The sequence below is a fragment of the Denitrobacterium sp. genome, from assembly GCF_056180635.1.
Genome location: NZ_JAZZJS010000078.1, coordinates 1 through 14,359, shown reverse-complemented (window position 1 = coordinate 14,359; position 14,359 = coordinate 1). Strand labels below are relative to the sequence as shown.

Genomic DNA, 14,359 nt, shown 5'->3' with positions numbered 1-14,359 from the left:
TTTATCGGGGCCCGCGCGCTATGCCGGGCCCTTTCCATACCCTCATCCACTGGAAGGAGCCGCATGATCGTCGAAGTGGGATACGGAAACGGCACGCAGAGCTGCGGAGTGCGCGACGAAAACCTCATGGGCATTCTCGCCGCCAACGAAGTGCCCGTCTCGCTTACGGGCGCTGACGAAGTGCAACGCGCGCTGCGCGAGCCCATCGCAAGCAAGCCCCTTCGCGACATCGTGAGCCCCGGAGAAACGGTTGCCATCATCACGAGCGACATCACGCGCCCCATGCCCACGCCCGACGCCCTTCCCGCCGTTCTTGACGAACTATATCGCGGCGGCGTTACGCCCGATAGCATCACGCTCGTGTTCGGCCTGGGCAGCCACCGCACGCAGACCGAGGAAGAGCAGCGCCACCTGGCAGGAGAACGCGCCTGGAACGAGATTCGCTGCATCGATTCGTCGTCGGAGGACTTCGTGATGCTGGGAACCACCAAGGCGGGCACGCCCGTGGAAGTGAACCGCACGGTAGCCGAAGCCGACCGCGTCATCTGCATGGGTAACATCGAATACCACTACTTCGCAGGCTACTCGGGCGGCGTGAAGGCCATCATGCCCGGCGTATCCACAAGCAGCGCCATCGCGAACAATCACGCGATGATCGTCGACGAGCGCTCGTGCGCAGGCAACCTGGAAACCAACCCCGTGCGCATGGACATCGAGGAAGCCGGCGCCATCGTGGGCTGCGATTTCATCGTCAACGTGGTGCTCGACGAAGACAAGCGCATCATTCGCGCCTTTGCGGGCGATCCCGTCGCAGCCCATCGCGAGGGGTGCTCGTTCCTGAACACGCTGTATCGCATCGACATCCCGCACCGCGCCGACATCGTCATCGATTCGCAGGGCGGCGCCCCGAAGGACCTGAACCTCTACCAGACGCAGAAGGCGCTCGACAACGCGAAGTACGCGGTGCGAGAGGGCGGCGTGATCATCCTCGTCGGCCGCTGCAACGAGGGGCTGGGGAACAGCACCTTCCAGACCTGGATGCACGAGGCGAACGAACCCGCCGACATCCTCGATCGCCTGCAGAGGTCCTTCGCGCTGGGCGGCCATAAAGCCGCGGCAGTCGCGAAGATCCAGATGATGGCAGACGTCTTCCTGGTAAGCGACCTGCCGGAAGAGCTGGCGCGCGACTGCTTCTTCACGCCCTTCCCCACCCTGGATGACGCCTACAGCGCAGCCGTGGCGAAGATGGGCGACAACGCGAGCGTGCTCGTCATGCCGCATGGCGGAAGCACCGTACCCCACGCCCTAGCGTAACGCCGGCCGCATATGCAATGCGAAGGGCGCCCACCCTTCGCAGGCGGGCGCCCTTGCCTTGGCATGGGAAACGGGGCCTAGCCCAAGCGCCAGCCTTCGGCTTCGGCGCGCGTCTGCACGAAGCTGCGATACGTGCCCTCTTGGGCAACGAGTTCGGCATGCGTGCCGCACTGCGTGAGATTGCCCGCCTCGACAACTAGAATCTGATCGGCATTTTCCACGGTGGCCAGGCGATGCGCGATGACGACGACCGTCTTGCCCAGCGTGAGCTCCGAAAGCGCCTGCTGCACGAGCCGTTCGTTTTCGGGGTCGATAGATGCCGTGGCCTCGTCGAGAATGACGATGGGTGCGTCTTTCAGCAGGGCTCGCGCGATGGAGATACGCTGGCGTTCGCCACCGGAAAGCGTCGAACCGCCCGCCCCTACCACGGTCTGATAGCCATCGGGCAGAGCCATGATGAAGTCGTGGCAGCGGGCACGCTTTGCGGCTTCCACCACCATCTCGTGCGTGGCACCGCCCGAACCAAAGGCGATATTCGCCTCGATCGTGTCGTTGAACAGGTAGACGTTCTGGAAGACCATCGAGAAATTCTCCAGCAGGCTGTCGACGGTGAACTCGCGCACGTCATGCCCACCCACGAGAACGCTTCCGCTGGTCGTATCGTAGAAGCGCGCCATGAGGTTCGAGATGGTCGTTTTACCGGAGCCGCTGGGACCCACAATCGCCGTGGTCGTGCCCTGCGAAACCTTGAACGAAACGCCATGCAGAATCTCGCGGTCGGTATAGCCAAAATGGACGTCGCGGAATTCGATATCATGCGAATCGAGCGCAACGTCGGCACCGTCCTCATCGATGAACGTGGCGTTCTCGATTGCCTCCAAGCGGTCGAGCGAATCATTGAAGTCCGCGAAGAGATACGCGGAATCGGTAAGACGCATGAGCGAGGCGAACATCGTCGTCGAGATGAATGCGATGGTCACGAACTCCCACAGCTGAAGGTGCCCCGCGATGAACGCGGCAGCTGCGGCGATTACCAGAACGACCGAAGACGCCTGTAGGATGAACCCATGGGTAACATTGGGCGGCGTGTACGACTTCTCAATTGAGATGCGTGCGTCGGATAGTTCCTTCACCGCCGAATCGTACGGGCGGCGCACCGCTTCGCTGGTGCCATATGCCTTCGCCGTGCCCAGACCGTTATAGAACCCCACCGTCGCGCCCGCCAGGCGCTCAGTCGCATCCTTGGCCAGGGGCGTCTTCGCGGCGCTCACGCGATTCACCGCCGTGAGCGTGAGCGAGACGAGTGCAATCGCGCAGATGGCGACGATGCCCGCCAACGGACACGCGACAAGCAGCCACAGCACGATGATCGCCGCTTCGATGTAGGCGCCCAATGCGGCGTCGACCTGACGCACTGCCTCAAGCTCCATCATGTTCAAGTTGGACGTGACGGCGGAAAGGATGTCTCCCGTCTTCACCTGCTGGAAGTAGCCTAGGGGCACGCGCTTCAGCACATTGCCCACTTCGATCCTGGCATGGGAAGCGGTTTCATAGCCCACCGAATCCTGCACGCGCGCTTTCGCGTACGTGAAGACGCAGCGCAGGAGAACGCAGAGGGCGATTGCCCCAAGCGAAAGCCACGCGAACCCTCCGTCGAGCTCGATATCGCCATGCATGTCGGCAGCCAGCTGGCCGAGCACCCATGCCGCCAGGAAGACCGGCATGGCCGTGGCTACCGCAGAGAATACGGACAGTACGAACCCAGCGTAGACGCGACCCTTCAGGTTGCCCACCCAGGCGAGGATCCTTCGATACGCGCGAATCATCGTGCATCGCCCCCTTTCACGGCATCAACCTCTTCGGCATGCGAACCCGCTGCCCAATCTGCGGCGCCGATATGCGCCTTCCACATCGAGGCGTACAAATCGTTTTCCGCAAGCAGTTCGTCATGCGTGCCGCGCGCGACGATTCGGCCTCCATCTACCACGCAGATGCAATCGGCGGCAGTGATGGTGGAGAGGCGATGGGCGATGACGACGAGCGTCTTGCCCTCGGAAAGGCGGGCGACGGAACGCTGGATGCGCGCCTCGTTTTCCGGATCGGCAAAGGCCGTAGCCTCGTCGAAGATGACGATGGGCGCATCTTTCAGAATCGCGCGCGCGATGCAGATACGCTGGCGTTCGCCACCGGAAAGGGCATGCCCCGCCTCGCCCGCAGGCGTATCCCAGCCCAAGGGCAAGCGGCTCACGAACTCGTCGCAGCTAGCAGCGCGGGCGGCAGCCATTATCTCCTCGTCGCTGGCGCCAGGGCGGCCCATCGCCACGTTCTCGCGCAACGTGCCATCGAGCAGGAAGTCATCCTGCGACACGACGCTCACCAGGCTGGAAAGCTGGGAAAGGGGCATATCGCGCACATCGGTGCCACCGATGCGGATGGAGCCGGAATCGAGGTCCCAATGGCGCACGATCATGCGCGCGATGGTGGATTTGCCCGAACCGCTGGGCCCCACGAGCGCCGTGAAGCTGCCAGCGGGAACATCTAGGTCGACGCCATGCAGCACTTCCACGCCGTTGGCGTAGGAAAAGCGCGCATCGCGCATCTGGATGCCATAGTCACGCACGCTCGCAGGCTCATCCGGCTGAGACAGCTCGGGGAGTTCCAGGAACGCACGCGCATCGGTAATGCAGTACGCCACCAGGTTAACGTCGTTGAACGCCTTGCCCAGATACGTGACGGGCTTCACGACGGCGATGGCCAGAATGCACGCCAAGCCAAAGGAAGCGGGATCGAGCTCGCCCGCCAGGTAAAGCGCCACGCCCACGGGCACGACGCCCAAAAGCGTGCTCGGCAGGATCGACATGGCGGCGCTCGTGGCCACCCACGACGTCTTCATCCAATCGAGCGTGTACGCGAGGAAGCTCGTGACGGCATCGGAAAACTTCGCGTACGACGTGGTGGCCTGGTTGAACGCCTTCACCACATGGATGCCCTCGATGTACTCCACCACCACCGAATTCACGTGGTCCTGCTCCTCCAGGTAGCCATCGTATTTCTTGTAGTAGCTCTGCATGCCCAGCGCCAGCACGAGCAGGCCGATGGGCACGGTGGCGACGCAGGCCAGCGCCAGGCGCCAATCGATGACGACGAGCCACACGACGATAGCCACCGCCAGAAGCAAGTTGGCGGAGAGTTCGGGAATGAAATGCGCGAGCGGAATCTCGATCTGCTCGATGCGGTCGATGACGAGATTCTTCAGATTGCCAATCGACTTGGCGCGCGCCGTGCCCAACGAGGCATTCATGAGCTTCGAGGCGATGCCCGCACGCAGATCGGCAAGGATCGTGTAGGCACTGATATGCGAGTTCATAGTTGAAGCAGCGAAGAGCACCTGCTGCAGGAAATAGAACCCCACGGCAATGGCACCCCAGAACAGCATGGCTTCCCACGACGCCCCCGCCGGCAACGGCGCCGCAACCGCTTCGTCGATGATGCGATACACGGCGTAGAACGGCACCAGCCCCGAGAAGACGCTGCAAATGGAAAGGAGCTCTGCCGCGAGCATGCGCCCACGGCAACGGGAGGCAAACCGCATAAGCGTGGCGAACCAACCGCTCGTGTCTCGCTTCTCCTTCACGGAGGAAGCGGGGCGTTTCGACGATTCCGGCTCCTCCTCCATCTGGTCGATTACGCGATTCTTGGACATACGCATTTCCCCTTCGCATGGCAAAACGCGCTTCAGCGCATAAAGAGCTTGCGTTTTACCTATAGTGTGCTTTAATTAGGCTACCCTAACACGAGTCATTATAATAACATTTGGTTTCACAAATGAAGTTTTATGGCCCATCATGCAATCATCACACCCACGAGGGAAAGAGATCACATGTCTACCAATACGGCAACGGTCAATGAACCCGAAAAGATGAGCGAGGGAAAACTCAAACCGAAAGACCTGATCACCATAGGCATCTTCACGGCCATCTACATTGTTCTCTCCAGCATCCCCGGCATGCTGGCCATCATCCCGATCTTCGTGCCCCTTGCGGCGGTGTTCGTGCCGCTTCTGGGAGGCATCCCCATCATGTATCTCATCGCGCGCGTGCATAAATTCGGCGCGCTCGTCATCCTCTTCACGCTCGTGGGGCTCTTCATGCTCGTGGGCGGAATGGGATATTTCAGCCTCTTCACCTGCATCGGCTGCGCGCTCATCGCGGAACTGGTGCTTCGCTCGGGCAGCTACCAGAGCATGAAGAAGGCCACCATCGCCTACGCAATCACGGGCATGTGGATCATCGGCAACTTCATGCCGTTCGTCTTCACCCGCGATTCCTACCTCGCCCAGCAGGCCGCCAACTACGGCGTTGAATACGCAAACGCCCTGTCGGGCCTCATGTCCCCCTGGATCATTCCGCTGCTTATCATCGTGGCATTCGCATCGGGCATTGCCGGCGCCGCCATTGGCAAGCGCATCTACCGCAAGCACTTCGAGCGCGCGGGAATCGCATAGCATGACGGCGTCCAGCGAACTGAAACGAGTCGGGTTCCTCGACCCGCGCACAAAACTGGTGATTATTCTCACCCTGGCTATTGTCCTGCTCACAGGCGGATACAATGGAGCCATGGTTTACGTGCGTCCCATTCTGGCAATGCTGCCCATGATCCTCCTCCTGCTCGAGCGCAAGGCGAAGATCGCCTTGGCATACGCTGCGGCGTTCCTGCTGGCAGAAATCATCCAAATGTATCTCGCGCCCCTCACCTCGGGCGCCGTGACGGTGTTCCTGCTCCTCTTCAGCGGCATGATGCTCCGTCTCGCGCCAGGCGTTGCGGCCTTCTATTACCTGGTAACCACCACGACGGTCGGCGACCTCGTGGCGGGCTTGGAAAAGATGCGTGTCCCGCAGGCCATCATCATCCCGCTCTCGGTGATGTTCAGGTTCTTCCCCACGCTTGCCGAGGAAAACCGCGCCATCGGTGCGGCCATGCGCATGCGGGGCATCAGGGTTGGCAAGTCGGGCCTGGCCGCTACGTTCGAGTATCGGCTCGTGCCCCTCATGATGAGCTCGGTGCGCATCGGCGAAGAGCTTTCCGCCGCCGCGCTCACCCGTGGGCTGGGAGCACCCGTCCACCGTTCCACCATCAGCGAAATCGGATTCCGCGCTGCAGATGTGCTGTGCATTCTCTTGTGCCTCATCTGCTTCATCACATACGTATGTTCGGAGCTTCATCTGCTATGACAACCACGACAGCCTTTTCAATAGACAACGTCAGCTTCCACTATCAGGGCGGCGACGAACGAGCCAGCGTGCGCGACATCAACCTCACGGGCAAACACGGAGAGGTCATCCTTCTCGTGGGCGAATCGGGTAGCGGCAAGACCACCATCACCGAAATGCTCAACGGCCTGGTCCCCCATTTCCACGAGGGAACGATGGAGGGCACGGTTACCGTCGAGGGCATGAACATCGCAGAAACCGACCTGCACCACATCTCGCAGCATGTCGGTTCCGTCTTCCAGAACCCGCGCAGCCAGTTCTTCACCACCGACACCACCAACGAGCTGGCCTTCGCCTGCGAAAATCAGGGCATCTCGCGCGACGAGATCGTGCGCAGGATCGACGCCATCTCCAACGACCTGGAAATCGAGGGGCTGCTGAACCGCAGCGTCTTCGAGCTTTCGGGTGGCGAGCGCCAGCGCATCGCATGCGCAGCCGCGTCCACCATCGAGCCGAGCGTCTTCGTCCTCGACGAGCCCTCGTCGAACCTGGACATGGAAGCCATCGCCCAACTGCAGAATGTCATAGAGCGCTGGAAGAGCGAAGGCAAAACCATCGTCATCGCCGAACATCGCATTTTCTATCTGCGCGACATCGTCGACTCGATGGTCATCGTGAAGAATGGCCGCATCGAGCGCGTCTTCAGTGGCGACGAAGTGCGTTCCATGACCAATGCCGATATGCGCGAAATGGGCCTGCGCGCCATCAAACTGGCGGAAAGCGGGCATAGGGGCACATCAGACGCGTGCGAGCTCTCTCATGCACGCATCCGCGACATGCGCTTCGCATACGGCAAGAACGATTCCGTGCTGAAGATCGACAGCCTCGAGCTCCCCCGCCGCGGCATCATCGCACTCATCGGGCGCAACGGAGCCGGCAAGTCGACGTTCCTGCAATGCCTCGCAGGGCTGCAGAAGAAGGCGAACGTCAAGCTCGACATCGACGGCGAAACGTATCGCGGGCAGAAGCTCAGCGACAGCGTGTACATGGTCATGCAGGATGTCACGCACCAGCTCTTCGCGGAAAGCGTTCTGGAGGAAATCCTGCTCAGCATGCCGAAGAAAGACGAGGCGCGTGCCCTGCGCATCGCCGAAATGCTGAACCTCGCCGATGTTATCGACCGCCACCCCATCTCGCTTTCAGGCGGACAGAAACAGCGCGTCGCCATCGCGTCCGCCATCGCAGCCAACAGGAAGGTCATCCTCTACGACGAGCCCACGAGCGGCCTCGACCTGCGCCACATGCGCGAAGTCGCCAAGCTCACGCGGGAAATGCGCGACGAGGGCATGCTGCAGATCGTGGTCACGCACGACCCGGAATTCATCGAGGAGTGCTGCACGCACGTCATCGAAATCGCAGGCGGCTATGCCGGTTCCCCCTACGCGCTCGACAATACGGGCGTCGACCGCATGTACGGATTCTTCCGCATGCTGGGAAACGGTTCCTGGGCGCGCTAACGACAGAACCTCATGCATGAAACGAAGCCCCCGATGAATCATCGGGGGCTTCTTGGTTCCGTAAACTGATATGCGACCTGCCTACATGGCAGTCGCTGCCTCGCGTTCCACGAGCTCGCGCAGAGCGCCCTTATCGTAGGTGCCATCTTCGCGACGGCAGGGAATCTCGCGCACGACGCGAATCTCGTCGGGGCGATACCACGGCCCGCATTCGAGGACCAGGGAATCGGCAAGAGACGCCACATCGGGAGCCACCTCACCAGCAGGCGTGCACCACGCGACGAAGTGCTCGCCATCGACCGCATGCGTTACGGGATGCACGACCGCATGCTCTACGCCGGCATCCCCCTCGAGGACCTCTTCGATCTCGCAGGCGTACATGACGTACCCGCGATACATCACCACATCGCGCTCGACGCCGCAGATATGCAAGTAGCCATCTTCGTCGAAATAGCCCTTATCAAGCGTATCTCGCCATCCTCCGCGCAGCTCATCGGGCGTATCCACGCCCAAAGAGCGCTCGTTTACGCCGCAACCGCTCGTCATGACATGACCCACTTCGCCCACGGGAAGCGGCGCGTCGGTACGCGGATCGCGCACCTCGATCTGAACGCCGGGAATGGGAATGGGCGTGCCCGCGGAATCGAACACCGCGTCGTCCTCCCTATCGTGGTCTTCAGGGGAAAGCCAGGTGAGCATGCCCGCTTCAGTGGAGCCGTAGACCTGCACGAGCTCGCATTCCAGAAAATCGTGAGCCTCGCGGATATCGGCTGCCTCGGCCTTCTGACCGCCATAGACGAAACGCTGAAGCGAGGAGAGGTCGGCCATATCGGCCGCCTCGCTCATCGCGAGCTTGATCATCTGCGACGAAGGCAGGAAAAGGTCGGTGATGCGATTGCGCTCGATGGAGCAGACGATTCCCTCGTTGCTGGGTTTGCCCTGGTAGACCACCACCACTTCATCGCGCGCAAGAGCCGCGATGCACATGATGATTCCCTGCACATCGGTATTGGGCGTGAGCTGCAAATAGCGGCCACGCTCGCGCTCTCCGAACAGAAAGGCGATGCGCAGCGCATCATAGCACCAGGTAGTATGCGTGAAAAGCACGCCCTGGGAAACACCCGACGCACCCGTGGTGAACCGCACCGTAACGAGTTCGTCCTCCGACGACGGCTTGTAATCGTCGAACGCCTGCGCGCCCGTGGGGCTCACGACATCGCCCGATGGCGTGAGCTCGATGCACTCCACATCCAAGCCTGCCTCGGAAGCCGCATCCTGCAGGCGCTGCACCAGGTAGCCCTCGCACAGAATGAACCGAGCACCCGTTTCGCGCAGGAATCGCACCCACTCGGCAACGCCATGATAGTTCGGGAGGCCCAAGAACGCGCCACCCGCCAGCGAGATGCCCAGGGGCGCGCACGCGACCGCCAGGTCGTCGGTGCCGGCATACGCGCAGAATTCCTGCGGCTGAATGCCACGTCGCAGCAGCTCATCGCGAATGGCACGAGCCTTTCCAAGCAGCGCCGAACCCGTGAGGGAACCCGATTTCGCCTCGATGACCACGGCATCGCCCGCGCGATCGAGTACGTCGCGTATCTGCTCTTGAATCGTCTGCCACGGCGCCACACCGGTTTCGCGAACCGTATCGAACATCGACATCGCCATCACTCCCCTCTAATTCAGCGCCTTCGCGCGCCACGCATCGAGCATCTCTTCCGCGCGCGTGCGCAAGCCGCGCTTATCGACCTTCTGCAACGAGCCCATCTTGGGAAGCTCGTCGATGAATTCGATGTAGGCGGGACGCGATGCCCATCCGTACGACGTTTCGACGCATTCCATGATCTCGTTGGGATTGAGGGTTACGCCCTGCTCGGGCACGACCCAGGCAAACGTGCGCTCGCCGTCGGCGGAATGCATGACGGGATGCACGCATACATCGCAGACTCCGGGCACCGAGGCGATGCACTCCTCGATGTCCTGCGCGTACACGATGGAACCGCGGTACATGACGACGTCGCGTGTGCGCCCCTTCACGGAAAGGTAGCCGCGTTCGTCGATGCAACCCAAATCGAGCATATCGCGCCATCCATCGGCGAAATCGAAGGGCTCGTCGCTGCCCAGCTTATACGGGCACACTCCCGGGCCGCTCACCATGATGTGGCCGATTTCCCCGCACGCCATTTCGCTGCCCGTCGATGGGTTGCGAATGGCCACATGCGTGCCAGCCAGGCTGAACGGACGGCCGGCGGATGCGAGGATGCGATCGTCGTCGCTTTCGTGGTCTTCGGCGGTAAGCCCCGACAAAATGCCCGCCTCGGTGGAAGCGTAGAACTGGGCGAGCTGGCACGGCATGGTTTCGATAAGACGGCGCAATGCCGGAACGGTAACCGCCTGGCCTGCATAGATAATGCGTTCGAGGCTCGACAATTCGCGCCCGGCCATAAGCCCGCTTTCGGACAGGGCGAGCAGCTGCGGCGTAATCATGAGCATGTCGGTGATGCGCTCCTGCTCGAGCATGGAAACCACCTCATCGGGCGAAGGCATCATGCTGGGACAGAACACCACGACCTCGTCGCGCAGCAAGGCGGCAAGGCAGAAAACCAGGCTCACGTAGTCACACGACGGCACCACATTCAGGTAGCGACCGTTCCTGCGCAAGCCGATGAGCGTCTGAAAGGCGCAGATGTTATAGAAGACGGCCTCGTACGACATGAGGATGCCCTTGGGCACCCCCGTGCTGCCCGACGTGAAACGCACCATGCCGATGTTCTTCGGGGGGACGTTCGCATCGTCGTACTTGCCGCACGCGCACGGGCGCAACACGGAGCCATCGCTGCCTATGGGCACGACAACGGGGTCGATTCCCAGGCCACGCATGGCGTCGGCAACCTGCTGGGCGCACGGCTCCTCGGATACGAGGAAGCGCGCACGAGACTGCTCGAGCCCCACCGTCCACTGTTCAACCTCGCGGAACAGCTGAACGGCCAGGGGAATTCCGCCGGCGAGCATGATGCCCATTGAGGCAATGAAGATGTCGACATCGCCATTGCCAGCGCAGGCGACGTATTCCCCGTCGGCGAGGCCGGCGAACAGCAGCTCGTCACGCACCGCCTCGCAGCGGCGCATCACTTCCCCGCCGGTAAGGCGCCCGACGGAGCTCACGAGCATCTCGTCATTCTCATGCCGCTCGATCGCCTCGCGTAACTCGGCCTGGAACGACCGACCGAGCACACCATTAGACATTGGCATATTCAAATCCTTTCGAAAGGCTATACACGGAATACAGCTCTGCCATGTTCGACAGAATGGCCTGCCCGGCATCGCGCAGGAAGAAATGGCCGCCATCGAACGCGTGCCCGACCACGTTGCCCGTGGTATGCGAACGCCAGAGCGAGGCATCCCCCGGCAGGAATTCCTCGTCTGCGCGGCCCGCATAGACGTGAATGTCCTGGTGATCGAGTACGGCGCACGAACGGTAGTCCTCGGCGATAGCGAAATCATGCCGCACGATGGGCAAGAAGAGCTCGGCTATCTCGGGAACGGAAAGAGCGTTCACCTCGGTTGGGTCCAAATCGCCCACCGCGCCGACGAACGCATCGTCGGGAAGCGCAGCACGTGGGTTCGCAACGGCCACGCACGGCGGACGCGAACCCGAGCAATGGATTCCCGCGAAGCGAAGGCCGCGCCTCTGGGCGCGCGAGGCAACCTCGAACACCACGAGCGCGCCCATGGAATGTCCGAAGAGCATCGTGCGCTCGCAATCGGCGCCCACCTCGTCGAGCACCAAATCGGCGACATGGGAGATATCCCGCGGCAGCGCGTACTTCAGCATGCCCGCATGGCCGGGATACTGAACGGCATCGAGCGTAATGCCGCAGGCAACAGCAGCGTCTTTCCACGCATGGAACCATGAGGCATTGCCGCCCGCATGGGGAAAGCACAGCACGCGCACGCCGCTCCCATCGCCGCATATGCGCTCGATCCCCACGCGAGAGGGGAAGCCGAATTCGGAGGCACCGTTGCTAGCCACGAGCCGAGACCTCCTTGCACGGAAGAGCCGCAAGCGCCTCATCGGCAATGCGAACGACTTGCCTGCATCCCTCGCCATGGATGACGGAATAGTGCGACCCCGTGGCCGTATGCAGACGGAACGCGCCCAGGGACGACTCGCGCCAACGCTCCACGGCTCCACGAAGCACGTCCTCGGGGAAAAGACCATGGTCGCTTGCCGCGATGTAGTCGACATCGCCGAACGAGAGGGGCACGGGAGCATCGCATTCGCGGAAGCTGCGATTGAACACCTGCATCATCTGCAGCGTTTCGTCAGCATCGTAGGACACCCCCGCATGAGCGCGAATGAGGCCCGCATATTCGCTTGCGCGTTCCTGGTTGTCGCGTGCATGGAACACGCGCATCTTCTGAGCCAGGCCATCGAATTCAGGCGTACCGCCAATGCGAGAAAGGGCATCCTGCGTTACCGTTCCGCCAGACTCCCCAATCACCGCCTCGAGCGCCTTGGGAAGCGCCGAAAGGTCGTTTGCGTCAAGCCCCATGGAAAGCGGGCTCACGCCATACATGCTCACGAAGAACAGGTCGGAGAAGAAATCGTCCTGCAAGTCGAGCGGCGAGGGAAGGTTGTCGATAACGACGGCCGATACGGATTCGATGCCCATGGCCTGCAGCTGGGACGCAACGGCGGCGGCAAGCAGACCGCCAACCGAATGCCCGATAACCTGCACGCGCGCATACCCCAAGTCGGCGATGAGACGCGCATATTCGGGGGCAACCGTCTCGGCCAGGCACGCCTGATCGGCCGCAAGATAGCTATCGCGGTCGGGCAGAACGAGGCCATACACGCGGCATGCACCCGAAAGGCGCAGCTGCTCGATAAGCTCGGAAAGCGTATCCATCTTGCCCTCGGCGCCATGGATGACAACGCGCACGGCATCGTCGCAGCTCACTGCATCACCAGGCTCGCTCATGAGCACGCATCCCGTGCGCGTATCGGCCTCCACGGAAACGCCGGGCGCATCGTTCGCAGGCGCAACCGCCCCCTCGCAACGCTCATCGATGACGGACACCAGGCTGGCAACGCTCGGTTCGTCGAGCACGGCACGCAAAAACGCATCAAACTCGATGCCCGCAGCCTGATCAACGCGGTCGCGAATCGCCGCGATGACGCGCGCCAGAATGAGGGAGTCGGCGCCGTAGGTCACCAGGTTATCGACGAGCGAGACGTCCATCTTGCCCAGAATCTCGCGCACGATGCCCAAGACGCCGTACGCGTCTTCCGCATTCGCGCCCAAGACGATGTGCTCGCGAGAAAGAGAGTCGGCAATGAGGCTAGTGAGCAGCTTCCTGTTCACCTTGCCATGATCGGTAATGGGGAACGCATCCACCAGGCATACCGTCGAGGGCACGGCTGCGGCGGGAAGCCCCGCGGAAAGATCCATGCGCAGCGTGTCGCGATCGATGCGCACATACCCGAAGGCAACGAGCTCTACATGCAGAGAGCACTCGTCGTCGCCCGCGGCCTCGAAGAGAATATCGGCCCCGCCACGCACCGAACTTCCATCGCATTGGCGCACCTGACGCGTGGGCGACACGGTAACCGCGCCCTCCACATGGGGCGCCACAAGCGCTGAACCGCTCACCAGCCACACATCGGGCGCGAAGAACCGCTCGAAGCCGTCTGCGTTCTCTTCGGGAAGGATTACGATGTCGTAGGTATCGCGCTTCAGCATGGCATCATCGCCCGTGCACGGCTCGGCCTCGATAACCCGCACATTGGGGTTATCGGCCCAAACGCGCACCGCCTCTTCCCTTTCGCCCTGGCTGCGCGGGCCAAGCGTGTACAGGTAGTCGAAGCCATCGATGGCCTCCATGAGGATGCGAGGAAGCTCCTCGCCCGATGACGCCAAATCGAGAATGCGAAGCTGCGCTCCCGCGTTGTGCTGGGATATGTCCATGGCGGCTCGATAGACGACGCTCGCCACGCAATGCCCCACGTCAACGAGGCCATTCCCATTGCGCTTCGCGCGTCGTTTCGCAAGGCGCTCGACGACGGACATGCAGCCATCTATGGCCCCGACGCGCTCGGTGAGCTCGGATTCGTACCTGCGCTCGGGACGCACCACCAGAGCGACGCTCGGCTGCGCCCCCTCGGGGCGAATCACGTTAGCGCACGCTTCGGCAACGCCAGGATGCTCCTGCGCAACCGATTCGATTTCGGCGAGTTCGATCCTGTTGCCGCGTATCTTCACCTGCGTGTCGCGGCGGCCCAGGAACTCGATCTCGCCCGAGGGCAGCCAGCGGCCC

The 14,359-nt window shown here is 62.0% G+C and carries 10 protein-coding genes; 4 read left to right on the top strand and 6 right to left on the bottom strand.

The features are described 5' to 3' along the window. Positions 1 to 63: 63 nt before the first annotated feature. On the top strand, positions 64 to 1,314 hold the full coding sequence (larAH6, locus tag AC04P6_RS06765; RefSeq protein ID WP_475565860.1) for a nickel-dependent malate racemase, LarAH6 family: 1,251 nt from the start codon (positions 64 to 66) through the stop codon (positions 1,312 to 1,314). Between the two features lie 77 nt (positions 1,315 to 1,391). On the opposite strand, the gene AC04P6_RS06760 is transcribed toward larAH6, so the two are convergent. Together AC04P6_RS06760 and AC04P6_RS06755 are read right to left on the bottom strand one after the other, a co-directional pair. Then, positions 1,392 to 3,140, bottom strand: coding sequence for an ABC transporter ATP-binding protein (locus AC04P6_RS06760; protein WP_475565859.1), 1,749 nt, complete (start codon positions 3,138 to 3,140; stop codon positions 1,392 to 1,394). Further along, positions 3,137 to 5,017: an ABC transporter ATP-binding protein gene (locus AC04P6_RS06755; protein ID WP_475565858.1), complete on the bottom strand. Its 1,881-nt coding sequence runs from the start codon at positions 5,015 to 5,017 to the stop codon at positions 3,137 to 3,139. The genes AC04P6_RS06760 and AC04P6_RS06755 overlap by 4 nt, the downstream gene beginning before the upstream one ends. Before the next feature lie 177 nt (positions 5,018 to 5,194). Here AC04P6_RS06755 and AC04P6_RS06750 point away from each other — a divergent pair, with 177 nt between their 5' ends. The 3 genes from AC04P6_RS06750 to AC04P6_RS06740 are packed head-to-tail and all read left to right on the top strand — an operon-like array spanning position 5,195 to position 8,041. Beyond that, positions 5,195 to 5,818, top strand: a complete 624-nt coding sequence (locus tag AC04P6_RS06750; protein WP_475565857.1) for an MptD family putative ECF transporter S component — start codon at positions 5,195 to 5,197, stop codon at positions 5,816 to 5,818. Between the two features lies 1 nt (position 5,819). Then, a complete protein-coding gene (locus tag AC04P6_RS06745; RefSeq protein WP_475565856.1) occupies positions 5,820 to 6,545 on the top strand; it encodes an energy-coupling factor transporter transmembrane component T in 726 nt (241 codons plus the stop codon). Beyond that, entirely contained in the window at positions 6,542 to 8,041 is a 1,500-nt protein-coding gene (locus tag AC04P6_RS06740) for an ABC transporter ATP-binding protein (RefSeq protein ID WP_475565855.1), read from the top strand. Before AC04P6_RS06745 ends, AC04P6_RS06740 begins: the two co-directional genes overlap by 4 nt. 81 nt (positions 8,042 to 8,122) lie before the next feature. Here the strand turns inward: AC04P6_RS06740 and AC04P6_RS06735 are convergent, their stop codons facing one another. The 4 genes from AC04P6_RS06735 to AC04P6_RS06720 form a co-directional block, all read right to left on the bottom strand. Then, a complete protein-coding gene (locus tag AC04P6_RS06735) occupies positions 8,123 to 9,694 on the bottom strand; it encodes an ANL family adenylate-forming protein (protein ID WP_475565854.1) in 1,572 nt (523 codons plus the stop codon). A 21-nt stretch (positions 9,695 to 9,715) separates the two neighbouring features. Further along, positions 9,716 to 11,284 (bottom strand): class I adenylate-forming enzyme family protein, encoded by a 1,569-nt coding sequence (locus tag AC04P6_RS06730; RefSeq protein WP_475565853.1) that lies wholly within the window; start codon positions 11,282 to 11,284, stop codon positions 9,716 to 9,718. Further along, positions 11,277 to 12,071, bottom strand: coding sequence for a thioesterase II family protein (locus tag AC04P6_RS06725; RefSeq protein WP_475565852.1), 795 nt, complete (start codon positions 12,069 to 12,071; stop codon positions 11,277 to 11,279). The genes AC04P6_RS06730 and AC04P6_RS06725 overlap by 8 nt, the downstream gene beginning before the upstream one ends. Next, the coding region (locus tag AC04P6_RS06720; RefSeq protein ID WP_475565851.1) for a thioesterase domain-containing protein at positions 12,064 to 14,359 on the bottom strand (2,296 nt) is incomplete at its 5' end. The genes AC04P6_RS06720 and AC04P6_RS06725, both read right to left, overlap by 8 nt.